This window comes from Flavobacterium riviphilum (genome assembly GCF_055231795.1).
Genome location: NZ_JBUYSY010000001.1, coordinates 428,857 through 453,708, shown reverse-complemented (window position 1 = coordinate 453,708; position 24,852 = coordinate 428,857). Strand labels below are relative to the sequence as shown.

General features: G+C 37.0%; 21 protein-coding genes. 10 read left to right on the top strand and 11 right to left on the bottom strand.

Annotation, left to right across the window (positions count from 1 at the left end):
* Both ACZIX2_RS02005 and ACZIX2_RS02000 read left to right on the top strand, forming a co-directional pair.
* Window positions 1-3,159, top strand: coding sequence for an efflux RND transporter permease subunit (locus tag ACZIX2_RS02005; protein ID WP_463338401.1), 3,159 nt, complete (start codon window positions 1-3; stop codon window positions 3,157-3,159).
* Entirely contained in the window at window positions 3,149-4,522 is a 1,374-nt protein-coding gene (locus tag ACZIX2_RS02000; RefSeq protein WP_463338400.1) for a TolC family protein, read from the top strand. The genes ACZIX2_RS02005 and ACZIX2_RS02000 overlap by 11 nt, the downstream gene beginning before the upstream one ends.
* Before the next feature lie 67 nt (window positions 4,523-4,589).
* On the opposite strand, the gene ACZIX2_RS01995 is transcribed toward ACZIX2_RS02000, so the two are convergent.
* From ACZIX2_RS01995 to ACZIX2_RS01975, 5 genes are all read right to left on the bottom strand, one after another.
* Entirely contained in the window at window positions 4,590-5,000 is a 411-nt protein-coding gene (locus tag ACZIX2_RS01995) for a BrxA/BrxB family bacilliredoxin (protein ID WP_463338399.1), read from the bottom strand.
* A gap of 97 nt (window positions 5,001-5,097) precedes the next feature.
* Entirely contained in the window at window positions 5,098-7,185 is a 2,088-nt protein-coding gene (gene metG / locus ACZIX2_RS01990; protein WP_463338398.1) for a methionine--tRNA ligase, read from the bottom strand.
* Window positions 7,186-7,286: 101 nt separating this feature from the next.
* Entirely contained in the window at window positions 7,287-8,324 is a 1,038-nt protein-coding gene (locus ACZIX2_RS01985) for an NADP(H)-dependent aldo-keto reductase (RefSeq protein WP_463338397.1), read from the bottom strand.
* Window positions 8,325-8,476: 152 nt separating this feature from the next.
* Window positions 8,477-9,415 (bottom strand): OmpA family protein, encoded by a 939-nt coding sequence (locus ACZIX2_RS01980; protein ID WP_463338396.1) that lies wholly within the window; start codon window positions 9,413-9,415, stop codon window positions 8,477-8,479.
* Between the two features lie 164 nt (window positions 9,416-9,579).
* Window positions 9,580-10,341, bottom strand: coding sequence for an exodeoxyribonuclease III (locus tag ACZIX2_RS01975; RefSeq protein WP_463338395.1), 762 nt, complete (start codon window positions 10,339-10,341; stop codon window positions 9,580-9,582).
* A gap of 316 nt (window positions 10,342-10,657) precedes the next feature.
* On the opposite strand from ACZIX2_RS01975, the gene ACZIX2_RS01970 reads away from it, so the two are divergent.
* Together ACZIX2_RS01970 and ACZIX2_RS01965 are read left to right on the top strand one after the other, a co-directional pair.
* Entirely contained in the window at window positions 10,658-12,460 is a 1,803-nt protein-coding gene (locus ACZIX2_RS01970; protein WP_463338394.1) for a GNAT family N-acyltransferase, read from the top strand.
* Between the two features lie 78 nt (window positions 12,461-12,538).
* Entirely contained in the window at window positions 12,539-13,072 is a 534-nt protein-coding gene (locus ACZIX2_RS01965; protein ID WP_463338393.1) for a DUF3575 domain-containing protein, read from the top strand.
* 60 nt (window positions 13,073-13,132) lie between these two features.
* Here ACZIX2_RS01965 and ACZIX2_RS01960 read toward each other — a convergent pair whose 3' ends face one another.
* Window positions 13,133-14,674: a glycine--tRNA ligase gene (locus tag ACZIX2_RS01960; RefSeq protein ID WP_463338392.1), complete on the bottom strand. Its 1,542-nt coding sequence runs from the start codon at window positions 14,672-14,674 to the stop codon at window positions 13,133-13,135.
* 97 nt (window positions 14,675-14,771) lie between these two features.
* Here ACZIX2_RS01960 and ACZIX2_RS01955 point away from each other — a divergent pair, with 97 nt between their 5' ends.
* Both ACZIX2_RS01955 and ACZIX2_RS01950 read left to right on the top strand, forming a co-directional pair.
* Window positions 14,772-15,455: a ComF family protein gene (locus tag ACZIX2_RS01955; protein WP_463338391.1), complete on the top strand. Its 684-nt coding sequence runs from the start codon at window positions 14,772-14,774 to the stop codon at window positions 15,453-15,455.
* Between the two features lie 243 nt (window positions 15,456-15,698).
* The gene (locus ACZIX2_RS01950; RefSeq protein WP_463338390.1) at window positions 15,699-16,307 is read left to right on the top strand and encodes a superoxide dismutase; all 609 of its coding nucleotides are present in this window, start codon (window positions 15,699-15,701) and stop codon (window positions 16,305-16,307) included.
* A 67-nt stretch (window positions 16,308-16,374) separates the two neighbouring features.
* On the opposite strand, the gene ACZIX2_RS01945 is transcribed toward ACZIX2_RS01950, so the two are convergent.
* On the bottom strand, window positions 16,375-16,656 hold the full coding sequence (locus ACZIX2_RS01945; RefSeq protein ID WP_463338389.1) for a TM2 domain-containing protein: 282 nt from the start codon (window positions 16,654-16,656) through the stop codon (window positions 16,375-16,377).
* 69 nt (window positions 16,657-16,725) lie between these two features.
* Entirely contained in the window at window positions 16,726-17,673 is a 948-nt protein-coding gene (locus tag ACZIX2_RS01940) for a 2-hydroxyacid dehydrogenase (protein WP_463338388.1), read from the bottom strand.
* A 247-nt stretch (window positions 17,674-17,920) separates the two neighbouring features.
* Between ACZIX2_RS01940 and ACZIX2_RS01935 the strand changes: the two genes are divergently transcribed.
* The 4 genes from ACZIX2_RS01935 (at window position 17,921) to ACZIX2_RS01920 (ending at window position 21,664) form a co-directional block, all read left to right on the top strand.
* On the top strand, window positions 17,921-18,814 hold the full coding sequence (locus tag ACZIX2_RS01935) for an OmpA family protein (protein ID WP_463338387.1): 894 nt from the start codon (window positions 17,921-17,923) through the stop codon (window positions 18,812-18,814).
* An 18-nt stretch (window positions 18,815-18,832) separates the two neighbouring features.
* Window positions 18,833-19,378, top strand: coding sequence for a hypothetical protein (locus tag ACZIX2_RS01930; protein WP_463338386.1), 546 nt, complete (start codon window positions 18,833-18,835; stop codon window positions 19,376-19,378).
* A gap of 206 nt (window positions 19,379-19,584) precedes the next feature.
* Window positions 19,585-20,739, top strand: coding sequence for a Na+/H+ antiporter NhaA (nhaA, locus tag ACZIX2_RS01925; RefSeq protein ID WP_463338385.1), 1,155 nt, complete (start codon window positions 19,585-19,587; stop codon window positions 20,737-20,739).
* 148 nt (window positions 20,740-20,887) lie between these two features.
* Window positions 20,888-21,664, top strand: a complete 777-nt coding sequence (locus tag ACZIX2_RS01920; protein WP_463338384.1) for a DUF4349 domain-containing protein — start codon at window positions 20,888-20,890, stop codon at window positions 21,662-21,664.
* 142 nt (window positions 21,665-21,806) lie between these two features.
* Here ACZIX2_RS01920 and proC read toward each other — a convergent pair whose 3' ends face one another.
* Genes proC through rsmA form a run of 3 tightly spaced genes read right to left on the bottom strand, consistent with a single transcriptional unit; the run spans window position 21,807 to window position 24,751 of the window.
* Window positions 21,807-22,583, bottom strand: a complete 777-nt coding sequence (gene proC, locus ACZIX2_RS01915; protein WP_438061311.1) for a pyrroline-5-carboxylate reductase — start codon at window positions 22,581-22,583, stop codon at window positions 21,807-21,809.
* A 46-nt stretch (window positions 22,584-22,629) separates the two neighbouring features.
* Window positions 22,630-23,982 (bottom strand): magnesium transporter, encoded by a 1,353-nt coding sequence (mgtE, locus tag ACZIX2_RS01910; protein WP_463338383.1) that lies wholly within the window; start codon window positions 23,980-23,982, stop codon window positions 22,630-22,632.
* Entirely contained in the window at window positions 23,972-24,751 is a 780-nt protein-coding gene (gene rsmA, locus ACZIX2_RS01905) for a 16S rRNA (adenine(1518)-N(6)/adenine(1519)-N(6))-dimethyltransferase RsmA (protein ID WP_463338382.1), read from the bottom strand. Before rsmA ends, mgtE begins: the two co-directional genes overlap by 11 nt.
* Window positions 24,752-24,852 lie beyond the last annotated feature (101 nt).

Sequence of the window (24,852 nt, the reverse complement as noted above, 5' to 3'; positions counted from 1 at the left end):
ATGGATAATTTTTTTGTAAGAAGGCCCATAGTTGCCATAGTTTTGGCCATTTTTATGGTGATTATCGGAGGGTTATCTGTTTTAGAAACTCCAATTTCTCAATATCCTGAAATTGCACCTCCAGTTGTTCAAGTTTCAACCAGTTATCGTGGAGCCAATGCATTAAACGTAGAGCAAGCGGTAGCTACTCCAATCGAGCAAAAAGTAAATGGGGTAGAAAACATGCTGTATATGCAATCTACTAATACGGGTGATGGAAGTATGTCTTTGTCTGTAACCTTTGATATGGGAACCGATTTGGATAATGCTACCATGTTAACGCAAAACCGTGTGGCTTCAGCAACATCAACTTTACCTGTCGATGTGAAGAATACCGGTGTAACGACAAAGAAATCGCTCTCGATGCCGTTGCTATTGTTTTCGCTTTCTTCTCCAAATAACACGTATAGCTCTGACTTTTTAACCAATTACGCCAACATCAACATAGTAGATGCTTTGTCAAGGATAAAAGGAGTTGGAGAAGTTGTAATTTTTGGTGGAAGTAACTACGCGATGCGTATTTGGGTAAAACCCGATATCTTGGCAAAATACAAATTGACCATCCCAGATGTAATGAGCGCGATCAAAGATCAAAACTCTATCGCGCCAGGAGGTAAATTTGGAGCTCCGCCAGCAGAGGACGGGAATGAATTTACCTATAACGTCACCCTTAAAGATCGTTTGGTAGACATAAAAGATTTTGAAAACATTATTTTGAAATCCAACATTGGCAACCAACAAGTACGTTTAAAAGACGTGGCAACTGTTGCTCTAGGAACCGAAAGTTATGCTTCGAAAGGGGCATTAAACGGCAAACCTGCAGGTACTATTGGTATCAAACAAATGCCAGGATCCAATGCTTTGGAAGTTGCTGATGCTTGTAAAAAAGTAATGGCCGATTTGAGTAAAAAGTTTCCTCAAGATTTAAAATATGATGTTTCATTAGATACTACTTTAGCTATTACCGAGGGGATTAATGAAATCATGCATACACTTTTTGAAGCCATCATCTTGGTAATTGTAGTGGTGTTTTTGTTCTTGCAGAATTGGAGAGCTACCATCATCCCATTAATTACGGTACCCGTTTCGTTGGTTGCTGTTTTCATGTTGTTTCCTTTGTTAGGATTCTCTGTGAACGTGCTTTCACTTTTGGGATTGGTATTGGCGATTGGTATAGTGGTGGATGATGCGATTGTAGTGGTCGAGGCCGTAATGCATCATATTGAGCACGGATTATCACCACGAGAAGCGACAAACAAGGCGATGAAAGAAGTTTCTGGTCCTGTTATCGCTATTGCGATTGTTTTGACGGCAGTATTTATTCCAGTGGCAATGACACCAGGTATTACAGGTCGTTTGTATCAACAATTTGCGATTACTATTGCAATCTCGGTTATCTTCTCTGCAATCAGTGCGCTAACTTTAAGTCCAGCTTTGTGTTCAATTATGTTGAAACCCAACCAAGAGGCCAAAGGATGGTTAGGGAGATTCTTCAAAGGATTCAATCAAAAATTTGATGCCTTCACCAATCGATATACTGGATTCACTGCGTTCTTGATTAAAAAAATGATTCGTAGTTTTATCTTCATTGGTATCATCATAGTAGCTATCATTTTATTAGGAACTAAAATTCCTGGAGGATTCGTTCCAGAAGAAGATCAAGGGTATTTGTTTGTGAATGTGGAGTTGCCAGGAGCTTCTTCTTTACACAGAACCGATGCCGTTTGTAAAAAAATCGAAGGTATTCTGGGATCCATAGAGGGTGTTGAGTTCTATACCACGGTTTCTGGATATAGTTTGTTAAAAAACTCTATGGCGACCAACAATGGGTTTTTCTTCATTGCTTTAAAAGAATGGAAAAAGCGTGATAAGGATGTGTTCCAAATTATTCAAGAAATAAATGGTAAATTGGTTTATGCCGTACCAGAAGCCACTGCTTTTGCTTTTGGACCTCCACCTATCAGTGGTGTTGGTAACTCGGCAGGTTTCTCTTTGATGTTGCAAGATAGAGCTGGAAAATCGCCTCAGTATTTATTTGATAATGCACAACGCTTCATGGCCGAAGCCAGAAAACGCCCTGAAATTGGTAGTATTAGAACTACTTTCAATCCTTATGTGCCTCAAATTAGTTTGGATATTGATCGTGATAAAGTAACCGAATTGAATTTATCGCTTTCTGATGTGAATATGGCCATTGGAGCCAGTTTGGGAGGACAATACGTTAATGAGTTCAACAGGTTTGGTAGACAATATATTGTATTGATACAGGCGGCACCTAGTTTTACGTTGAATCCCGAAGACATCAATAAAATATTTGTTCGTAATCGTGATAATATCATGATTCCAATTTCAAGTATAGCAAAAATTAAAAAAGAAACGGGTCCTGAGTTTACCACTCGTTTTAACTTATACCGTGCTGCCGAAATTGGTGGATCTCCTGCGCCAGGCTATACGTCTTCGGAAGCTCGACAAGCACTTGAAGAAACTGCCCTCAAAACACTTCCTTCGGATATGGGTTACGAATGGTCGGCCATGAGTTATCAGGAGAAACAAGCCGAGGGTAAAGGAGCTATGGTGTTTATTATGGCGATTGTATTTGTTTTCCTCATTTTGGCGGCACAATACGAAAGTTGGAAGTTACCATTCAGTGTATTATTAGGAACACCTTTTGCGGTTTTTGGAGCCTTCTTAGGATTGTATTTGTGTAAATTATTCAGTCCAGATTATGTAAACAATGTCTTCGCTCAGATCGGTTTAGTAATGCTTATAGGTTTGGCAGCCAAAAATGCCATCCTTATTGTAGAGTTTGCCAAAGCCGAATACGAAAAAGGAGTTCCTCTTGTTGAAGCTTCTTTAAACGCTGCTAAATTGCGTTTGCGACCAATATTGATGACTGCTTTTGCTTTTATTTTAGGTGTTGTGCCTTTATTGACAGCCTCTGGAGCTGGAGCTCAAGCCCGAAAAGTAATGGGTATGACCGTGTTTAGCGGAATGTTAGTGGCTACAGTAATGGGTGTTTGTTTTATACCAGTCTTGTTCGTGTTTGTAGAAAGATTTGGTAAAAAGAAACATTTAGAAAACAGCGTTGAATCTACTAAATCTATTAGCCATGAGGAATAAATGTATTAAAGTGTTGCTACTGGTAATAGTTGCTTTTTTGCCAGTGAGTTGTTTGGTTGGACCTAAATATAAAGACCCAGAGTTTAAAGAAAATTCGGCTGTTAAGTATCGATTTTCTCCCAATTCTGATACCACCAAAACGATTTTGAATGTAAAATGGTTTGATATTTTTAATGATGAAGTGTTAAAAGGCTTAATAAACAAAGGCATCGAGAACAATTTTGATTTAAAAATAGCCATTTCTCGCCTAGAGCAAGCCAAAGCCAATTTAGGATTTACCAAAGCCAATATATTGCCATCCTTTCAATACAGCGCGGGTGCCAATACGGCTGAAAACTTCATTCAAAATTCATCACTAATTGGAAATATGTCTTGGGAGATTGATTTTTGGGGAAAACTTAGACACGAAAACAGAGCCGTTCAAAATGAATTATTGGCTACCGAAGAGGCAAGAAAGACGGTGATGGCAGGCATTGTTAGTGATATTGCTACTGCTTATTTTCAGTTGAGAGATTTAGACAATCAATTGGAGATTACGAAACAAACGCTCAAAACGCGTCAAGATTCCTATGTAATCATTACCGATCGTTTTAAAAGTGGGTATACTTCAGAGTTGGATAAAGTACAAATAGAACAGCAAGTGGCTATTGCCGAAGCTGCTATTCCAAATATCAAACGACAAATCACCGCTTTAGAAAACACGATTTCCATTTTGATTGGTCAAACACCTGGAGTTATTGAAAGAGGAAAAACCAATAAAGAGCAATTGATGGTAACTAATTTGCCATTATCTATTCCCTCTTCTTTGTTGCAAAATAGACCCGATGTAAAAAGAGCCGAATTGCAATACATAGCTGCTCACGAAAGAATTGGAGTAGCTCAAGCTATGCGTTTCCCATCATTTAACATCGCAGCGATTGCTGGATTTGCTACTCCTAAAATCGGCGATTTATTTAATGATGGCTCCTACAGAGATAATGCTTCTGTTGGAATAACGGGACCTATTTTTCAATTTGGGAAAAATAGAAGACGTGTTGAAATTAACCGTCAATTAGCTGAGCAATCTAAATTAAACTATCAAAAAACCTATTTAGTAGCTATTGCTGAGGTTGAAAATGCTATTCAAAACGCTACTACGTACAAAGAAGAATTTGAAGCAAGAAGCCGACAAGTTGCCGCAGCTAAGAAAAACTATGAACTTTCTTATGCGCGTTATTACAATGGATATGTTTCTTATTTAGAAGTATTGGATGTACAACGTTCTTTGTTCGATGCAGAAATTAGCTTGTCCCAATTGTCACAACGTCAATTAACCGCTATGGTGCAGTTATACAAAGCATTGGGTGGTGGATGGAATGAATAAAATGAAACATTTGAACATAAAAAAACATCCGTAACAACGGATGTTTTTTTATTTTTTTGAATTAGGATTAACAGTTTTCGTTAAACGCCTCTTTAAGGTTTTCAGCAATGGTTTCAGCTGGTCGCCCTTCAATATGGTGACGCTCTAAAACATGTACCAATTCGCCATTTTTGAACAAAGCCATAGAAGGCGATGATGGAGGAAACGGGAACATGTGTTGTCTAGCAGCATCTACGGCTTCTTTGTCAACACCAGCAAAAACAGTGATTAGTTGGTCAGGCTTTTTGGCACCAGATAAACTCATGATAGCTCCTGGACGTGCATTTCTTGCAGCACAACCACAAACGGAATTAATAACCACAAAAGTAGTTCCTTCTGAAGTTATAGCTTGATTAACAGCATCGGCATTATGTAAGTCTTGGAAACCTGCATCAGTTAATTCTGCTTGCATCGGTAATACCATATCTTGTGGATACATAGTTTTATTTTTTTAGTTAAAAATTGAATGCAAATTTACAAAGTTTGCGAAACAGTTATGGAAACAAATTATAAAGTTTTGTTATAGTTGTTTTTTATTAATTTATCGTCTGGCCATTAGTAACGCCTTCTGCGTCAGGATTGACAAAAACCAATTTTCCTTCGGCATTGGTAGTCATCAAAATCATACCTTGACTTTCTACCCCTCTAAGCGCTCTTGGAGCAAGATTAACCAAAACAGTTACTCTTTTGCCAATAATGTCTTCAGGTTTAAAACTTTCAGCTATTCCTGAAACGATGGTGCGAACATCGATTCCTGTGTCTACTTTTAATACCAATAACTTATTGGCTTTTGGCATTTTTTCGGCTTCCAAAATGGTTCCTACGCGAAGATCCATTTTGGCAAAATCTTCAAACTGAATCAACTCTTTCTGTGGTTCAGCTTTTTTATTTTCAGCACTATTAGCCGTTTTCGTAGCTTCTAGTTTGTCGATTTGTTTTTGAATGGCTTCATCTTCTATTTTAGAGAAAAGCAATTCGGCTTCTCCAATTTGGTGGCCTGCAGGTAATAAACTCCAGTCTTCAAAATCCAAATTCCAATTATTCGTTGATATCTTTAACATCGACAATAATTTTTTAGAAGTAAACGGTAAGAACGGCTCACAAAGCGAACTCAAAGCAGCTGCGATTTGCAAGGCTACATACATTTGAGTTTTGGTACGCTCTGGATCGGTTTTGATCATTTTCCAAGGCTCTTCGTCTGCCAAATACTTATTACCTAATCTGGCTACATTCATCATTTCACCCAAGGCTTCTCTAAATCGGTATCTTTCAATAGAACTCGAAATTACTGCTGGATAAGCTTTCAATTCTTCTAAAGTTTGCTCGTCTACTTCAGACAATTCATTTGGCGTTGGAACAATTCCGTTGTAATATTTATTGGTTAACACCACCACACGGTTGATGAAGTTTCCAAAAATAGCCACCAATTCGTTATTGTTTCTCGCTTGAAAATCTTTCCAAGTAAAGTCGTTGTCTTTGGTTTCTGGCGCATTCGATGTCAAGGCATAACGCAATACATCTTGCTGATTTGGGAATTCTTCCAGGTATTCGTGCAACCAAACGGCCCAGTTTTTTGAAGTCGATAATTTATTGCCTTCCAAATTAAGGAACTCGTTTGCGGGAACATTATCAGGCAAGATATAACTACCTTCCGCTTTCAACATTGCAGGGAATATCACACAGTGAAAAACAATATTGTCTTTTCCGATGAAATGCACCAACTTGGTGTCTTTGTCTTTCCAGTAGGGTTCCCAATCTTTCCCTTCTCTAGCGGCCCATTCTTTGGTCGAAGAGATGTAACCAATTGGCGCATCAAACCATACGTATAATTTTTTTCCTTCGGCACCTGCTACAGGAACGTCAATTCCCCAATCAAGGTCACGAGTAACGGCACGTGGTTCTAATCCGCCGTCAATCCAAGATTTTACTTGACCGTATACGTTAGGTTTCCAATCGTTTTTATGACCTTCCAAAATCCATTCTCTCAAAAACGCATCATAACGATCTAAAGGCAAGAACCAATGTTTGGTCGATTTCAAAATAGGTGTTTCTCCCGTAATGGTCGATTTTGGATTGATTAAGTCGGTAGCATTTAATGTAGAACCACATTTTTCGCATTGATCGCCATAGGCTTCTTCGTTACTACATTTTGGACAAGTTCCAGTAACAAAGCGGTCGGCTAAGAATTGATTGGCTTTGGCATCGTATAACTGTTCGGTAACTTCTTCAATAAAATCGCCGTTGTCATACAGTTTTTTGAAAAACTCAGAAGCTGTTTTGTGATGTATTTCTGCCGAAGTTCTAGAGTAGTTATCAAATGAAATTCCGAAATCAGCAAATGATTTTCTGATAATTCCATCGTATTTATCTATAACTTCTTGAGGTGTAATTCCTTCTTTTTTAGCTTTCATCGAAATGGCCACACCGTGTTCATCGCTACCACATACAAACAAAGTGTCTCTGTTTTGTAATCGTAAGTATCGAGAATAAATATCTGCGGGGACATATACTCCGGCTAAATGACCAATGTGTATTGGGCCGTTGGTATAGGGTAAAGCCGCTGTAATGGTGTATCTTTTGGCTCCATTTGAATCGACGGTGCCTGGTGTAGCATGCTGTGACATAGTTCTGTAAAATTTGTTGCAAAAATACGCTTTTTTTCAAAATAAACGGACAAGTTACACCTTGTCCGTTTTATGATATATAACTGTAAGTAATAGTGTTTCTATGGAGCAGGATCTGGAATTATCGCTTGCACGGCATCGATTTCTTGAAGGATTTCTTCTGATAGCGTTATCGAAATGGTATCGATATTTTCTTTTAATTGCTCTAAAGTGGTGGCTCCAATGATGCTACTGCTTACAAACGGTTGTTGTGCAATAAATGCTAAAGATAGTTGAGTTAACGTTAGCCCGTGTTTAATGGCAATTTCTTGATACAAACGTGTTGCTGCAGTAGCTTGTTCGCTGCTGTATCTTTTGTATTGCGGAAACAAATTGATTCTTGCATTTGGAAGGGCCTCGCCAGATAAATATTTACCAGATAAGACTCCAAAAGCCATAGGAGAATACGCTAATAAGCCTACATTTTCTCTGATACTTATTTCGGCATTGCCATTTTCATATAATCTGTTAAGCAAAGAATATGGATTTTGAACCGTGGCAATTCTTGGTAAATTATATTTCTTACTTTCTTCTAAAAAACGCATGATTCCCCAAGGCGTTTCGTTAGAAAGTCCAATATGTTTTATTTTGCCTTGTTTTACAAATTGTTGTAAGGTTTCTAAAACCTGATGTATGTTGTCTTCCCAACTATCGTTTTGTTGTTTAAAACCACGTTGTCCAAAATAATTGGTTTTTCTCTCAGGCCAATGCAATTGATACAAGTCGACATAGTCCGTTTGTAAACGAAGCAAGCTCTGGTCTAGGGCGTATTGAATACTAGCTGGAGAAAAGTCGACTTTATCTCTCATGTAAGTAAAATTGGGATTAGGACCTGCGATTTTGGTAGCCAAAACAATTTTGTCTCTATGACCAGTTTTTTTAAACCAGGTACCCAAAATGCGTTCGGTGTTGCCATAGGTTTCTTTGCTTGGTGGGATGGAATACATTTCGGCAGTATCGAAAAAGTTTACACCATTATCCAAAGCATAATCCATTTGTGCATGCCCTTCGGCTTCGGTGTTTTGCTGACCAAATGTCATGGTGCCGAGACAAATTTTGCTGATTTGAATATCGGTATTAGGGAGCGTGGTGTATTTCATAGCAATGTTTTTTTAAAATGGAATAAATCTAATTTGAGAAGACAAAGGTAAAAATTAGTTGAAGGTCTGTAATTCGACGTTTGTTAATTTTAACACAAAAGGTTCGCAAAACTGCGAACCTTTTTGTTAAAATCACTCTATCGATTTGAGTTTTAAAAATCGTTTAACATTTTAGAAATTTCATCTAATCTTGGGGTCAATATGATTTCGATTCTACGGTTTTTGGCTTTCCCTTCGGCAGTGGCGTTACTCATTAATGGGGCATATTCACTGCGTCCAGCGGCGGTTAAGTTTTGTGGGTTTACTTTTTTGTTTTCGCTTAGGATGGCCACAATAGCGGTGGCTCTTTTGGTGGATAGGTCCCAATTGTTGGCAATAGGTCCAGAGCCATTATATTCGTCGTTATCAGTATGACCTTCAATTAAAACGGCAATATCAGGATTGTCTCCCAAAATTTTGGCCACTTCTACCACTGCTTTTTTACCTTCTGCACCAACTGCCCAACTGCCGGAGTTGAACAATAATTTATTTTCCATAGACACGTAAACTTTGCCGTTTTTTTGTTCTACAGTCAAACCTTTACCTTCAAAACCATTTAAGGCTTTGGATAAAGTTTCTTTAAGTTTATTCATTGTTGCTTCTTTTGCAGCAATCAATTCTTCTAATTCTTGTAGTCTTTGAGTGTTTTTGCTAAGACGCTCTTTTTCGATGGCTAATGCTTTGCTTTTAGCATCTAATTCGGCCAATAAGGCTTGATTTTTTTTCAAATTAGTTTGTAGGGCCTCGGCGCTGTTTTTTTCTAAAGCTACATAGGCATCTTGTAGTACTTTGAATTTGTTCTGAGCGGCTGCATAATCGGCTTTGAGTTTTTCTAGTTCCGATTTGGTAGCATTAAGTTCGGTTGTAAGTTGATTTTTTTCTGTTTCTAATTGTGCTTTAGCGTTTTGTAGCATTCCATTTTCATCGGTCAAAGTAGCGTGTTCTTTTTGAAGATTTGCTAATTTGTTTTCTAGTTCGTTGTAGATTTTTTTGGACACGCAAGAACTAGCTAAAAGTAATACAGAAAGTCCAAGGAAGGTTTTTTTGATCATGGGGTTGTATTTAGACAATTTTTATTTTTTATGTTCTATGGTTGTTTGTTGTCCTTTGCCCTAGCCCTGATGGGAACGGCATCCTTGTTGGGCAATCCCGTCCCGAAGGTTCGGGGGCGGGAGGTCCTGCAAGATATAGTGGACAGCAGGATTAGCTCCTAAAATTATTCAAGTTCTACTAAAATAGGACAGTGATCAGAGTGCATAGCATCAGGAAGGATAACAGCCCTTTTGAGTTGTTTTTCTAGGGAGTCACTCACTAAGTTATAGTCGATACGCCAACCTTTGTTTTTACCACGTGCACCTGCACGGTAGCTCCACCACGAATATTGATGAGGTTCTTGATTGAAGTATCTGAAACTGTCTATAAATCCTGAATTGATGAATTTATCTAGCCATGCGCGTTCTTCGGGTAAAAAGCCCGAAACATTTTTGTTTCGCACGGGGTCATGGATATCAATAGGTTTATGGCAAATGTTGTAATCGCCACAAATAATCAAGTTTGGGATTTCCTTTTTTAGGGTATCGATGTAGTTTTGAAAATCGTCCATGTATTTGAATTTGTGATCCAAGCGTTCGATGTTGGTGCCTGAAGGTAAATACAAACTCATGATAGAACATTGGTCAAAATCGGCTCTAAGATTTCGTCCCTCGATATCCATGTGCTCAATCCCCGTTCCGTAGGTAACGGCATTGGGTTTGATTTTGGATAATATGGCTACTCCAGAGTATCCTTTTTTGTTGGCGGGGTAATAGTATTGAAATGGATAGCCTGCTTTTTCAATTTCCGACACTGGAATTTGATCCTCGGTAGCTTTGATTTCTTGAAGACAAATTACATCAGGATTAGCTTGTTGTAACCATTCTAAAAAACCTTTAGTGATAGCAGCACGAATTCCGTTGACGTTATAAGAAATTATTTTCATTTTTGTTATTGTGTTTAAAAACAGTTGACTTGATGGGCTTTGTAAAAAATTAAAAATTTATTGTTTTTTATTTAATAGTACAATTGTGATCTTGGGCTAAGTTTGTCACCATCCAAACGAAGTGTTTGTCTTCCTATGATGGTGTGGGATGCCATTATAAAGAGAATGAAAATAAGGGGGTTATCTTTATTTTTCCAAGTAAAAGCACTATTTTGAGCGATTCAAAAATAGTAAAAAACTAGAAGTTGTTACGTTTAAAGTCAAATAAATTGGGCTTATTTGTTATATTTGTAGCTTGTTTAAATAATAAAAAAAAATGGGTTTAGTTACCGCAAAAGAAGTTGCAAAGGCAATAAATACGGATAAGTACGGTGTTTTTGGTACTTTTTCAGGATGGTTGCTGATGAAAATTTTAAAAATATCTACGTTAAACAAAATCTATGATAGAAATAAGCATTTAAGTGAAGTAGAATTTCTAAATGCTATATTGGACGAATTTCAAATTAAGTTCGAAATTCCAAAAGAAGATTTTAAAAGATTACCTAAAGAAGGTCCTTATATCACTATTTCTAACCACCCTCTGGGCGGAATAGATGGCATTTTGCTGTTGAAATTAATGTTAGAAAAAGAGCCCAATTTTAAGATAATTGCCAATTTTTTATTGCATCGAATAGATCCTATGAAACCGTATATTATGCCGGTTAATCCATTCGAAAACCATAAAGATGCCAAATCTAGTGTTGTTGGAATAAAAGAGACTTTACGGCACTTAAAAGAAGGAAAACCGTTAGGGATTTTCCCCGCAGGTGAAGTGTCTACATACAAAGATGGTAAACTGATGGTGGATAAACCTTGGGAAGAAGGAGCGATGAAGGTTATTCGTAAAGCCCAAGTACCAGTGGTTCCTATTTATTTTCACGCCAAGAATAGTACACTGTTTTATGCGCTTTCTAAAATTAGTGACACCTTGAGAACGGCCAAATTGCCTTCGGAATTGTTAACACAAAAACGAAGAGTAATCAAAGTTCGAATTGGGAAACCCATTTCTGTAGCCGAACAAAATGAGTATGAAACCTTAGAAGAATACACGGATTTCTTGCGCAAGAAAACGTACATGTTAGCAAATCCTTTTGAGAAAGAAAATACATTTTTATCCAATAATCCTCTAAAAGGAAACAAGAGCCCTAAAAAAATCGTCAGGCCGGCAAGTACCGAATCTATGATTAGTGAGGTGGAAAATTTACGTGCAAAGGATCTTCGTTTGTTGCAAAGTAAAAATTATGAGGTCTTTTTTGCCAAAGCGAAAGACATCCCTACTATCCTTCATGAAATTGGAAGATTGCGAGAAATTACCTTTCGAGAGGTGGGAGAGGGAACAAATGAGTCTATTGATTTAGATAAATTTGATCATTATTATCGCCACTTGTTTTTATGGGATGATGAAACCAAACAAATCGCCGGAGCCTATCGAATGGGATTAGGAAGTGAAATTTATCCTAAATATGGCAAAGAGGGATTTTATACCAATGATTTGTTTCGATATGAACCCGAGTTAGACGATATGTTGCACAAGTCTATCGAAATGGGAAGGGCTTTCATTGTAAAAGAATATCAACAAAAACCCATGCCGCTATTTTTGTTATGGAGAGGTATCATTTTGACGACTCTGCATTATCCAGAACATAAATATTTATTAGGAGGAGTAAGTATTAGCAATCAATTTTCAGATTTTTCAAAGTCTTTGATGATTGAATTCATGAAATCGCATTATTATGATCCTTACATTGCTCAATATGTGCATCCTAAAAAGGAGTTTAAAGTGAGATTAAAAGATGCTGATAAGGATTTTGTATTTAATGAGACCGATGCCGACCTAAATAAATTTGACAAAATAATTGATGAATTAGAACCAGGTGTGTTGCGTTTGCCAGTTTTAATCAAAAAATACATCAAGCAAAATGCCAAATTAGTGGCCTTTAATGTCGATCCGTTGTTTAATAATGCTATTGATGGATTAATTTACATACGCATTGCAGACATCCCCGAGAGTACTATGAAACCAGTTATGGAAGAATATCAAGCGGAGTTGGAAAGGAAAATGCATGACAAAGAGGAATAAAAAAAAAGAGATCGGTACCGATCTCTTTTTTTATAGTATTTTTTTAATAGTTTTTCCTACATTTGAAGAAAACTAATTATGAAAAAAATACTGTTATTTTTAACCTTGATTCTAAGCCTAAATGGTTTAAGCCAAGAAAACGAAACCGTTTCGTTTAAAAAAAATGAATTAAAAGGGAACGCCTTGTTTTTGGTTTTAGGAGCATTTGAAGTAACCTATGAACAAATTCTGAATGATGATTCTGGTGTTGGGGTATCGCTTTTTTTTATTGCAAAAGAGGAGGATTTTGATACCACTTTTAGTTTGTCGCCTTATTATCGTGCTTATTTTGGTAAAAAACGAGCTTCTGGTTTTTTTGTAGAAGGATTTAGTTCGATTAGCACAGGAAAAAATGGAACTTATTCAGAATATGATCCTACTACGGATTCCTCTTATATAGTAGAAGGTGAAAAATACACGGATCTGGCACTCGGATTTGGAATTGGATCCAAATGGGTTCATAAAAAAGGATATATATTCGAAATCAATGCAGGGATAGGCCGAAATTTATTCAGTAACAATAGCCCTGAAATAGTTGGTCGCGGTGGAATTACTTTAGGGTATAGATTCTAAAAATAAAAGAAAAGGCTTCTCACAAATCGAGAAGCCTTTCTTTATATAATAAATATTTTACTACATCTTCATCAACCAATTTTTCATCGATACTTCATTTTCGATGATGGCTTTTAAATCGGCAATAGCTACACGGTCTTGTTTCATAGTGTCTCTATGACGAATGGTTACCGTTTGGTCTTCTGCCGTTTGATGGTCTACTGTGATACAGAAAGGTGTTCCTAAAGCATCTTGTCTTCTATAACGTCTTCCTACTGCATCTTTCTCATCGTAAGACACATTGAAATCCCAACGTAAATCTTCAATGATTTGCTTAGCAATTTCTGGTAAACCGTCTTTTTTCACTAAAGGTAAAATAGCCGCTTTAGTTGGTGCTAAAACCGCTGGTAATTTTAATACCGTTCTAGTTGAGCCATCTTCTAAAGTTTCTTCTTTTAGTGAAGTAGCAAAAACCGCCAAGAACATTCTGTCCAAACCAACTGAAGTTTCTACAACATAAGGCACATAATTTTGATTCAATTCGGCATCAAAATATTGTAATTTTCTACCTGAATATTGCTCATGTGCTTTTAAGTCGAAATCGGTTCTTGAGTGAATTCCTTCTAATTCTTTGAAACCAAATGGGAATTCAAATTCGATATCGGCAGCGGCATTGGCATAATGCGCTAATTTTTCGTGATCGTGAAAACGGTATTTTTCTTGGCCTAAACCAAGCGATAAATGCCATTTCAAACGAGTAGCTTTCCAGTGTTCGTACCATTGCATTTCTTCGCCTGGACGCACAAAAAATTGCATTTCCATTTGTTCAAATTCACGCATACGGAAAATGAATTGTCTGGCTACAATTTCGTTTCTGAACGCTTTTCCTGTTTGGGCAATTCCAAAAGGAACTTTCATTCTACCTGATTTTTGCACATTCAAGAAATTCACAAAAATTCCTTGAGCCGTTTCAGGACGTAAGTACAAGTCCATTGCCGTATCAGCTGAAGCTCCTAATTTGGTACCAAACATCAAGTTGAACTGACGCACTTCGGTCCAATTGCGTGAACCTGATTCTGGACAAGCTATTTCTAATTCTTCGATCAAAGCTTTTACATCCTCTAAATCACCATTACCCAAAGAGCGCCCCATTCTTTCTAGAATTTCTCTTTCTTTGGCTAAATATTCTACTACTCTTGGATTGGTTGTAATAAATTCTTGCTCATTGAAAGCATCTCCAAAACGAACTTTTGCTTTTTCAATTTCTTTTTTTGCTTTGATGTTGAGTTTTTCAGCATAATCTTCAATCAAAACATCGGCACGGTATCTTCTTTTGGAATCTTTGTTGTCAATCAATGGATCGTTAAATGCGTCTACGTGACCTGAAGCCTTCCATGTGGTTGGATGCATCAAAATGGCAGCGTCGAGACCTACAATGTTCTCGTTCATTTGTACCATCGATTTCCACCAATATTCGCGTATGTTCTTTTTTAATTCAACACCGTTTTGTGCATAATCATATACTGCACTTAAACCATCGTATATTTCGCTAGACGGAAAAATAAACCCGTACTCTTTTGCGTGCGAAACTACATTCTTAAATATATCTTCTTGTTTTGCCATAGTGTTGCAAAAATATAAAAAGTGCTTTTAAAAAAAACAAAAATCAACAAGTTTGAATCATCATTTTACTTATTTTTAGCATTAAAACCTTGATTAGATGTTCAAAGCCTTATTTCAACTTTTTTTTCCTCCTGTTTGTTCGGGTTGTCATTCGATGTTGTGGACTAATGAAAAAGTAATATGCACGCAATGCCGACACAATTTGCCACAAACGCATCACCATTTGATGGTCGAAAATGAAGCCTATCAAAAGTTTTATGGTCGAATTCCGATAGAACACGCTTCGGCATTTTTGTATTTTCATAAAAAAGGAATCGTACAAGAATTGATTCATAATTTAAAATATCGCGGACAGCAAGAAATAGGCACCCAACTTGGTCATTGGTATGCCGAGGAGTTGCAGAAAAGTGGTGTGCTGGAAGCGGTAGATGTTATTGTGCCGGTTCCTATTCATAAAAAACGCCGACATAAAAGAGGGTACAATCAAGTAGATACTTTTGCTTTGGCTCTTTCGGAGGTACTGTCTATTCCGTTGCAAAAAAAATTATTAATTCGACAAAAGGATACCAAAACACAAGCTAAGAAAAATCTTTTGAATAGGATGGAAGGACTGAATTATGTTTTTGACATTCGTTTTTCATTAGCCGATCACGGCAAACATTTTTTGTTATTAGATGATGTGTTGACCACTGGCGCTACTCTTGAAGCTTGTTCTCGAGCCTTGTTACAAATACCCGATGCTAAAGTTAGCATTGTATGTATGGCTATGGCCCATTCTTAATTTTTTATGTTTTTGTCATTTTGCCTTTTCCATTCGGTCTCAATGTAAGTTTGTAAGCGAAAGAAACAGTTATGTATGGGTTTGTTTCAGTTTAATGTAATAGTGATTTTGTAACTTATTCATTAGTAGTAAATTGTGAAGAAAAATTACGAATTGATTAAATAATGACAAATATTTTTTTAGTATAAAGTTAATTGTCTAAATTTGAATTAATTTTTTTATCAATTTATAAATTACATTATCATGGCATTTGAATTACCAAAATTACCTTATGCATACGATGCATTAGAACCTCATATTGATGCAAGAACAATGGAAATTCACCATTCTAAACATCATAATGCCTATACAACGAACCTGAATGCAGCCATTGCTGGGACCGATATGGAAGGCAAAACTATCGAGAATATATTGATTAATTTAGATATGACTAATGCCGCTGTTCGAAATAATGGTGGTGGATTTTATAATCATAATTTGTTTTGGACGGTAATGTCTCCAAATGGAGGAGGACAACCAACAGGTGAATTATTGGATGCTATCGAAGCTTCTTTCGGTACATTTGAAGAATTCAAAGCTAAGTTTGCCAAAGCTGGTGCAACACAATTTGGTTCTGGATGGGCTTGGTTGTGCGTGCAAAAAGGCGGTAAATTAGAAGTTTGTGGTACACCAAATCAAGACAATCCATTAATGCCAGGTGTAGGTTGTGGAGGAACTCCAATCTTAGGAATGGACGTTTGGGAGCATGCTTACTACTTGCATTACCAAAACAGAAGACCAGATTATATTGAAGCTTTTTTCAATGTGATCAATTGGACGGAAGTTACAAGAAGATTCGTATCTGAAAAATAGTAATTAAATTACTCGATAAATATGAAGGCTGTCAAGATTTAGTTGGCAGCTTTTTTTTATTGTATTTTTAGAACCAACCTTTCTTATTTACTTGATAGGTAAAGTAAAACTCTTCATCAGTTTTGGTAAGGTAAATGATACCTTCAATAAATCCGATAAGACCTGCAAGGCCACAAGTCAAAATTCCAATTACTAATTGAATTATTCCTTCTTGCGTATACCCTAATACAAATTTGTGAACTCCTAATGTTCCAAATAACAGGGCTAGAACACCTGCAATAATTTTTTTGTTCTCGGGTTGCGCTTTTGGGTAAGGAGTATTCCAAGCTTCCTGTTTATTCGTTTCCATAGTTTATTTATTTTAGTTAAGAGTTAGTGTTAAAAACAAATAAAATGTTGCAAATCAGGAACTTATTTTCTATTTGTTATATAACGCTTTAATTTTATCCACGATCACTTGTGCAAGTTTTTGATGACTTTCAAAGGTCCAGCCAGCAATATGCGGTGTGAGCAACACTTTTTTGCTTTTTAGCAAATAGTCAAAAGCCTCGGGGGTGTTTTTGTCTTGGAATAAGGTTTCAAATGAAAGCTTTTCGTATTCTAAAACATCTAATCCTGCCCCTAATATTTTTCCAGATTCCAATGCTTTGACCAAATCAGCCGTTACGACATTTTTACCTCTAGAAGTATTAATCAACCAAAAAGGTTTAGCAAACGATGCGATAAAATCAGTATTCACCATTTTATCCGTTTCAGGCGTCCAAGGAATATGTAGACTCAGTACATCTGCTCTTTCTTGCAGTTCTTTCAAAGCAACTTGTTGGGCATTGGCATCGCCAACGTTGGGTAAAATGTCATGGCAAAGTACCTCGACGTCAAATCCGCGCAATTTTTTAGCGAATGCTTTACCCATGTTGCCATAGCCAATGATACCCACGGTTTTTCCGTCCAATTCATGTCCCCGATTGCTTTCTCTGTTCCAATGCCCGTTTCTAATTTCGTTATCGGCTTGATTCAAGTGATTAAAAAGAGATAGAATCATACCTAAAGCGTGTTCTCCCACGGCGTTTCTATTGCCTTCGGGCGCCGCAATAAGAGCAATTTTTTTGGAAGACGCATAGTCACAATCAATACTTTCCAATCCAGCCCCAACGCGAGCAATAAATTGTAATTGAGTGGCTTTATCGATGAATTTTTGGTCAATTTTAAATCGACTCCGAATCACAATTCCTTGATATTGAGCAATCTTTTGTTCAATTTCTTCTTTGGATGAGGTAAAATCGGCTTCGTTTTCAAATCCTGCGGCTTGTAATTGATTCCAGAGCAACGAATTATTGCTGTCGAGATGAAGAATTTTGATAGACATATAGCATTGTTTTGAAAGACAAAATTAATGAAAAAATCGCTGTAACGTGGATTACAAACCATTGGATGGACCGCGTACTTCTAGCAGCCTTTTTCTCGGTTGGCGATTGACCAAGTACAGGTATTTATAATAGATTAATATGTTAAATAAAAATTAAATCTATCGTTGTAATTAATTAAAAAACAGATAGTTACTGTTAAATTGATAAGTATTTCTTAAATTTGATAGAACTTCAAATAACAATCCTATGTCAAAAAAATTTTTGTACCTACTAGGTATACTCTTGGCCATGCTTCTGGGTACTTGGATGTATCCAAAAGAGTGTTGTGCTAGTGAAGAAGCGCAAGCAACCGATAGTAAAGTTTCTGATTCGGTAGCAGCTACCAACGCGTTTCAATTGCAGGGAAATGGTTTTGCATACAAAACCAATCAGAATTTAAAATTTCTTAAGAACGAAGCTATTTTATTGAATCCTGTGAGTGATTCGATAAATTTTGGCATTTCTAAGCTAAAAGATTTTTTAGGACAACAACCGAATCAGAAAGTTCAAATTACGGGCTATGCTACATCGGATGAGAAAAACACGACCAATTTTGAAAATCTTGGGCTAGCACGAGCCGAAAGCGTAAAAAACTACTTTGTTTCTATGGGTATTCCAAAAGAAAAATTCTCTACTGATGGCAAAATCATAGACACGTGGAGAATGAGTGCCGATACATTAATAGGACCTGCAGCATACACATTTTTGACTATTGACACTCCTGCAACAACAGAGCAATGGAGTGCGCTAAGAGATTCAATCAATGCCGATCCACTTGTTCTTTATTTTAATACAAACCAAAGGAATATTCAATTAACCGATCAAGAAAAAGCAAAAATTAGTGCCATACAGCGCTATCTAGAAAACGTTCCTGAGGCCAAAGTTTCGGTGGTAGGACATACAGATAATGTTGGAATTAAAAGACAAAATATGGTTTTAGGACAACAAAGAGCCGATTTTATAAAAAGCTATTTGATTGAAAATGGCATAAAAGAAACTCAAATTAATAGCTATTCAAAAGGCCAAACTGAACCAATTGCGGATAATGCAACGGCGGAAGGTAGAACCAAAAACAGACGAACCGTAATTACCATTAACTAAACATTAAAATATATTATTATGACTATACCTTGTTTTTTAATTCCTGCACTTGTTGGGTTGATAAGTGGAATTTTAGGCTATTTGTTAGGAAGAATATCAGGCAATAGGACTTTGGATGCGAATGCTGATTTACAGGCTGATTTGGATGCTTGTCAACATAAATCTTCAAAATTACAAGCAAAGATTAGCGAACTAGAAGAAGGACTCAAAAATATGCGTGCGAAAACTTCAAACACACAAAATTTTGCTAGTACACCGGCTTCAATTCCATTTGATGCGAACTTCGCTTTTGGTGTTTTTGGTAAAAAAATAATAGAAAATGATTTGAAAATAGTGGAAGGGATAGGGCCTAAGATAGAGGAATTGTTTCATCAAGCGGATATCAAAACATGGAAAGCATTAGGAGAAACTAGTGTTGAAAAATGTCAAAGTATTCTAGATGCAGCAGGCGAACGATTTGTAGTACATTCACCAACTACATGGCCTAAACAAGCCGAAATGGCCTATTTAGGAAAATGGCAAGAATTAAAGGATTGGCAAGTAAGCTTAAAAGGAGGAAAATAGTTTAAAAAATTTCTATTTTTTGGTCTTTAAATGGACAAGGGGATATTACTGCCTCTTGTCCTTTTTTATAAGTACTAGTGTGTAGATATTCTAAAAATTTTGTTAAAACAGTTAATGAAAAATAAGGGTATTGTGCCAAAACTTGAGTTATTTTAAAATTTCGTAAATTTGCCCAAAATGAGTCAACAACCATTTAATTACACTAAATGAGATTAACAAAAACATTCAAAGCTTTTTTTGAAAGTGAAAAAGCTGGTGGTTTATTACTATTATTTGCCACTGTACTTTCGTTATTTTTAGCTAATTCTTCATATCAAATCGACTATATTTCTTTTTGGAAAACTCCTATAGGACATCACACCATAACTGATTGGATCAATGATGGATTAATGGCCATCTTTTTTTTGATGATTGGTTTGGAGTTAGAACGCGAAATTTATGATGGTGAGTTAGCCGATGTTAAAAATGCAGCCTTGCCAATATTTGGAGCTTTAGGTGGAATGATTGTACCTGCGGGTATTTTTTTGGCCCTTAATTATGGAACAATTACACAAAATGGAGCTGGTATCCCCATGGCTACTGATATTGCATTTGCCATTGGTATTTTATCACTTTTGGGCAAAAGAGTACCGGCTTCTTTAAAAATATTTTTGACGGCTTTGGCGGTTATTGATGACTTAGGTGCCATATTAGTAATTGCCATTTTTTATACCGATTCGTTACACTTCATGAATTTGTTGTATGCGTTGGCAATATGGGGATTCTTGTTCATATTGAACCGAAAAAAAGTTCATAATTTAATTCCATACTTATTAGGAGGTGTTGGGATGTGGTATTTTATGCTCAATTCTGGGATTCATGCTACAATAACAGGAGTGATATTGGCATTTGTCATCCCTTTTGGGGATGGTAGCCCGCAAACTTCATCTTATCGTTTGCAGCACTTTTTACACAAACCAGTGGCGTTTATCATTTTGCCTTTGTTTGCCATAGCCAATACGGGCATTCCAATTACTGGCGATTGGCATGAGGGATTATCTCATGCTAACTCAATAGGAATTATTTCAGGTTTGGTTATTGGAAAACCATTAGGGATATGGTTGTTTTCCTTTCTGGCGGTTACTTTTGGTATCTGTACGTTACCGAAAGAGTTGCGTTGGAGAGATATTTTGGGAGCGGGTATGTTAGGTGGTATTGGATTTACCATGTCCATTTTCATTACGCTTTTGGCCTTTAAAAATGATGGTGAAGAGGTCATCAATTATTCTAAAATTGCCATTTTAATTGCATCGTTTATGGCGGGAACACTTGGATTTATTTGGCTGAAGATTAATTTTAAGTTGAAACAAATTAAAAAATAGTTTAGTGTTGTTAGTAATTTTAAAAATAGTTAAATTCCCACTTTAATTATTTAAATAAAATTATATGACATTGATAAACAGGTTCTTCTTTGTGATTTGTTTTCTGTTGTTTTTAGCTTGTAAAAAGGCGGAAAACTTTTCGGAAGATATGAGTATAAAAGCTATTGAACTTCCAGCAAAAGTTGACAAAGTAAAATTTGTTAAACCAGAAGAATCAAATGCTCAAGCAAGTGGGGTTAATAAACAAGTAGCTGTTGAGCAAAAAATCATTAAAACAGGTTCTGTTCGTTTCGAGACCAATGATTTAGAGAAAACATATGAACAAGTAATTCTTTCAGTAAAAAAATACAAAGGTATCATACAAAATGATAACGAGTCAAAAGATTATGGTTCATTAACTAAGCGAATGACTGTTCGTGTGCCTAGTCAAAGCTTTGATTTGTTTTTGAATGAAATGTCTAAAGGAGTTAGTTTTTTTGATTCCAAAGAAGTTTCTGCAGAAGATGTAACAGAGCAGTATATTGATATTGAAGCTCGACTGACCACCAAAAAAAAACTTGAAAGTCGTTATCTTGATTTGTTAGCAAAGGCGACAAAAATTTCTGAGATCTTAGAAATAGAAAAACAACTTTCTATTATTCGTGAAGAGATAGAATCGAAACAAGGGCAATTGTTGTATTTACAAAATCAGATTTCGATGAGTACACTTAGTATTGAATTTTACAAAAGTGTTGTCGAAAATGATGGGGCTACTATTTCTTATGGTTCTAAAATTTGGAATGGAATCATATCTGGTTTCAATTCATTTTCTGATTTCTTGATTAGTTTAATTAGCGTTTGGCCTTTCCTTATTGTGCTGATAACGGCTATATATTGGACTAGAAAATGGTTAAAAAGAAGAGCATATAACAAGAATAATTTTTAGTTTTTACGCTGTTTTTTCCTGCGTGAGGGATAGGAGCTAGCTACCGAAGTAGCGCGGATAGCCCGACAGCCTAAAGCAAAGGGGCCGACTCAAGACTAGCATGAGTTGGCCCCTTTGCGTTAGGGTGGCACGCCCAAATAATTTATCCTTTGATTTGTTTTAAGGACGTTTTGATGCCTCGAATGAGTGAGGAACTAAAACCGTGCATTTCCATTTCGTTGAGTCCGGCGATGGTACAGCCTTGCGGTGTAGTTACGCGGTCGATTAATTGTTCGGGATGGCCTTTTTCTTCAAGGAGCATTTCGGCGGCACCTTTTACGGTTTGTGCTGAAATAGCCAAAGCCGTTTGCCAATCGAATCCAATTTCGATGCCCGCTTGCATAGACGCTCGGATGTAACGCAGGGCAAAAGCCGTTCCGCTGGCGGCCAAAACGGTAGCTGCATCCATTAATTTTTCGTCGATAATTGGGGCTGTTCCTAAGTCTTGAAACAATTGAACTACGGGTTGAGCGGCTTCTTTGTTTTTTTCGTTAAAAGCGATACAAGTGGCTGATGCTCCAAATTGGGCTGCGATATTGGGCATAATTCGGATGGCGCTGTGAGAAGGGCCTATTTTGTTTTGTAAATTTTCGATTGATAAACCACTAACGGCTGAGGCAATGGTTTTGTTCGTAATTACTGGAAGGATTTCGGTCAATACTGTATCTACTTGATAAGGTTTGATGGTTAAGATAATCAAGTCGGCTTCCTGAATAGCTAAGGTATTGTCTGTAGTTACTGTTATTCCGAGTTCTTGTAAATATAAAATGCTAGCCGTGTTACGTCGTGTGATGGTGATTTGATGTCCTTGTGAAAACTTGGCTAAACCTAAGGCAATAGAAACGCCAAGGTTTCCGCCTCCAATAATGTGTACTTTCATGGTTGGTATTTTGGTTGGTTAATAAGGGTTAATAGTGGGTGCTGGGTTAAAATCCTAAGACTAATTTGGCAATGGAAAAATAGATTAAAATACCGCAAATATCATTGCTAGTGGTGATGAATGGGCCGGTGGCTAAGGCAGGGTCAATGCCAAATTTATCCAACAATAACGGAATAAAAGTGCCAATAAGCGAGGCAATGATAATTACAGAGACTAAAGCAATGGTGACAATTACTCCAATGACGACCTCGACATTGAGAAATAAATGACTGCCAATGAATAAGATGCTGGCCAATATCAAACCGTTCAAAAGACTTAAGGATATTTCTTTGAGCAATCGGCTAAAAAGAGAACCACTTAGGGTATTATTAGCCAAACCTTGTACAATAATTGCGGAAGATTGCACGCCAACATTTCCAGCCATCGCAGCAATTAACGGGGTGAAGAAAAAGAGTTTTCCGTGTTCGGCCATCGCGCCTTCAAACAATCCAAGGACACGAACAGTGATAAAACCACCCAATAGAGCTAGTACCAACCAAGGTAATCGCGCTTTGGTCAAATCCATGATGCTGTCATCGGCTTCAACGTCTTGCGAGATACCGGCAGCTAATTGGTAATCTTTGTCGGCCTCGTCCTTGATTACGTCTACGATATCATCGATGGTGATGCGTCCTACTAATCGCCCTAATTCATCGACTACCGGAATGGCCTCTAAGTCGTATTTTTGCATGATACGGGCTACTTCTACATCTTCGGTATCTACGTTAACAAAGTTGAGTTTGCGAATATATACATCGCTTATGGGCATTCGTGTTGAGGTAGTAAGGAGGTCTTTGAGCGACAAACGTCCTTTCAAACGCCCTTCATCATCCACCACATAGATGGAATGCACTCTGGAAATATTTTCGGCTTGGATACGCATTTGCTTAACACAAGTAAGTACGTTCCAGTTTTCGTTAACTTTTACTAACTCTTTGTGCATGATACCACCGGCGGTATCTTCGTCGTAGCGCAACAATTCGACGATGTCTTTGGCGTGCTCAACGTCTTGTAATTCTGAGATTACCTCGGCTTTGATATCTTGAGATAATTCGGCAATAATATCGGCCGCATCATTGGTTTCTAATTCATCAAGCTCTTCAGCGATTTCTTTAGGGGAAAGACGGCTCAAGATATTTTCTCTCAGGTCGTCTTCTAATTCAAGAAGGATTTCGGCGGTTTTTTCGCTATCAAGAACCTTGAAAATATAAGTAGCTTCTTCAAAATCAAGCTCATCAAGAACTTCTGCAATATCGGCATGGTGCATGTCATTCAGAAGCAATTCTAGTTTTTTGTCGTTCTTGCTCTGAATGAGTTGCTCTAACTCTGCTATAAGTTCTTTGCTGATTTTAAACTCCATCGGCTTCTATTTTTTGGGTCAAGGCAATAAATTCTTCAACGCTTAATTGCTCAGGACGAATGTCAAAAATGGGATCTTCTCTTAAATTATCGGACAAATTTAAGGTTTTTAAACTGTTGCGCAAGGTTTTTCTACGTTGTTGAAAGGCCGTTTTCACCACGGTAAACAAGAGTTTTTCGTTGCACGGAAGGGTATAATTTTCTTTGCGACGCATGCGCATCACCCCTGATTTTACTTTTGGAGGAGGGTTGAATACATTTTCATCTACCGTAAACAAATACTCGGTATCATAGAAAGCCTGGGCCAAAACCGAGAGTATGCCATAGGTTTTACTTCCTTTTTTCTCGCAAATGCGTTCGGCAACTTCTTTTTGAAACATACCTGAGAATTCGGGGATTTGATCCCGAAATTCAAGTACTCTAAATACAATTTGAGTAGAAATGTTGTAAGGAAAATTTCCAATTATGGCAAATTGTTTGCCTTCGAAAACACTATTGATGTTGTATTTAAGGAAATCTTCTGAAATAATTTTATCTTTTAGTTTTGGGTAATTCGCATCCAAATATGCTACAGACTCTGTATCGATTTCTATAACGTAGGTGTTGATAGGTTTTTCTAACAAATATTTGGTCAACACCCCCATACCAGGACCAATTTCTAGGACTTCGTTGTAGCCTTCTAGGCTTAAGGTATCGGCAATGGCTTTGGCAATGCTTTCGTCTTTCAAAAAGTGTTGTCCGAGATGTTTTTTGGCTTTTACTTTTTCCATAATTATTTTTTTAACCGCAAAGGCAAGAAGGCGTTAGGGTGTTTGTACGTACTAAAATTCTTTTTTTATGACTTGTGTTAACGAATTGAAATCCCCAGAAA

Excerpts from the sequence above, each read along its gene's own strand:
- ACZIX2_RS01920 (WP_463338384.1), top strand. The coding sequence starts at position 20,888 with ATGAGTATAAAAGCTATTGAACTTCCAGCAAAAGTTGACAAAGTAAAA.
- ACZIX2_RS01930 (WP_463338386.1), top strand. The coding sequence starts at position 18,833 with ATGACTATACCTTGTTTTTTAATTCCTGCACTTGTTGGGTTGATAAGT.
- proC (WP_438061311.1), bottom strand. The coding sequence starts at position 22,583 with ATGAAAGTACACATTATTGGAGGCGGAAACCTTGGCGTTTCTATTGCC.
- ACZIX2_RS02005 (WP_463338401.1), top strand. The coding sequence starts at position 1 with ATGGATAATTTTTTTGTAAGAAGGCCCATAGTTGCCATAGTTTTGGCC.
- ACZIX2_RS01980 (WP_463338396.1), bottom strand. The coding sequence starts at position 9,415 with ATGATCAAAAAAACCTTCCTTGGACTTTCTGTATTACTTTTAGCTAGT.
- rsmA (WP_463338382.1), bottom strand. The coding sequence starts at position 24,751 with ATGGAAAAAGTAAAAGCCAAAAAACATCTCGGACAACACTTTTTGAAA.
- ACZIX2_RS01975 (WP_463338395.1), bottom strand. The coding sequence starts at position 10,341 with ATGAAAATAATTTCTTATAACGTCAACGGAATTCGTGCTGCTATCACT.
- ACZIX2_RS01940 (WP_463338388.1), bottom strand. The coding sequence starts at position 17,673 with ATGTCTATCAAAATTCTTCATCTCGACAGCAATAATTCGTTGCTCTGG.
- ACZIX2_RS01945 (WP_463338389.1), bottom strand. The coding sequence starts at position 16,656 with ATGGAAACGAATAAACAGGAAGCTTGGAATACTCCTTACCCAAAAGCG.
- mgtE (WP_463338383.1), bottom strand. The coding sequence starts at position 23,982 with ATGGAGTTTAAAATCAGCAAAGAACTTATAGCAGAGTTAGAGCAACTC.
- ACZIX2_RS01950 (WP_463338390.1), top strand. The coding sequence starts at position 15,699 with ATGGCATTTGAATTACCAAAATTACCTTATGCATACGATGCATTAGAA.
- ACZIX2_RS02000 (WP_463338400.1), top strand. The coding sequence starts at position 3,149 with ATGAGGAATAAATGTATTAAAGTGTTGCTACTGGTAATAGTTGCTTTT.
- ACZIX2_RS01965 (WP_463338393.1), top strand. The coding sequence starts at position 12,539 with ATGAAAAAAATACTGTTATTTTTAACCTTGATTCTAAGCCTAAATGGT.
- ACZIX2_RS01960 (WP_463338392.1), bottom strand. The coding sequence starts at position 14,674 with ATGGCAAAACAAGAAGATATATTTAAGAATGTAGTTTCGCACGCAAAA.
- nhaA (WP_463338385.1), top strand. The coding sequence starts at position 19,585 with ATGAGATTAACAAAAACATTCAAAGCTTTTTTTGAAAGTGAAAAAGCT.
- ACZIX2_RS01995 (WP_463338399.1), bottom strand. The coding sequence starts at position 5,000 with ATGTATCCACAAGATATGGTATTACCGATGCAAGCAGAATTAACTGAT.
- ACZIX2_RS01970 (WP_463338394.1), top strand. The coding sequence starts at position 10,658 with ATGGGTTTAGTTACCGCAAAAGAAGTTGCAAAGGCAATAAATACGGAT.
- ACZIX2_RS01935 (WP_463338387.1), top strand. The coding sequence starts at position 17,921 with ATGTCAAAAAAATTTTTGTACCTACTAGGTATACTCTTGGCCATGCTT.
- ACZIX2_RS01985 (WP_463338397.1), bottom strand. The coding sequence starts at position 8,324 with ATGAAATACACCACGCTCCCTAATACCGATATTCAAATCAGCAAAATT.
- ACZIX2_RS01955 (WP_463338391.1), top strand. The coding sequence starts at position 14,772 with ATGTTCAAAGCCTTATTTCAACTTTTTTTTCCTCCTGTTTGTTCGGGT.
- metG (WP_463338398.1), bottom strand. The coding sequence starts at position 7,185 with ATGTCACAGCATGCTACACCAGGCACCGTCGATTCAAATGGAGCCAAA.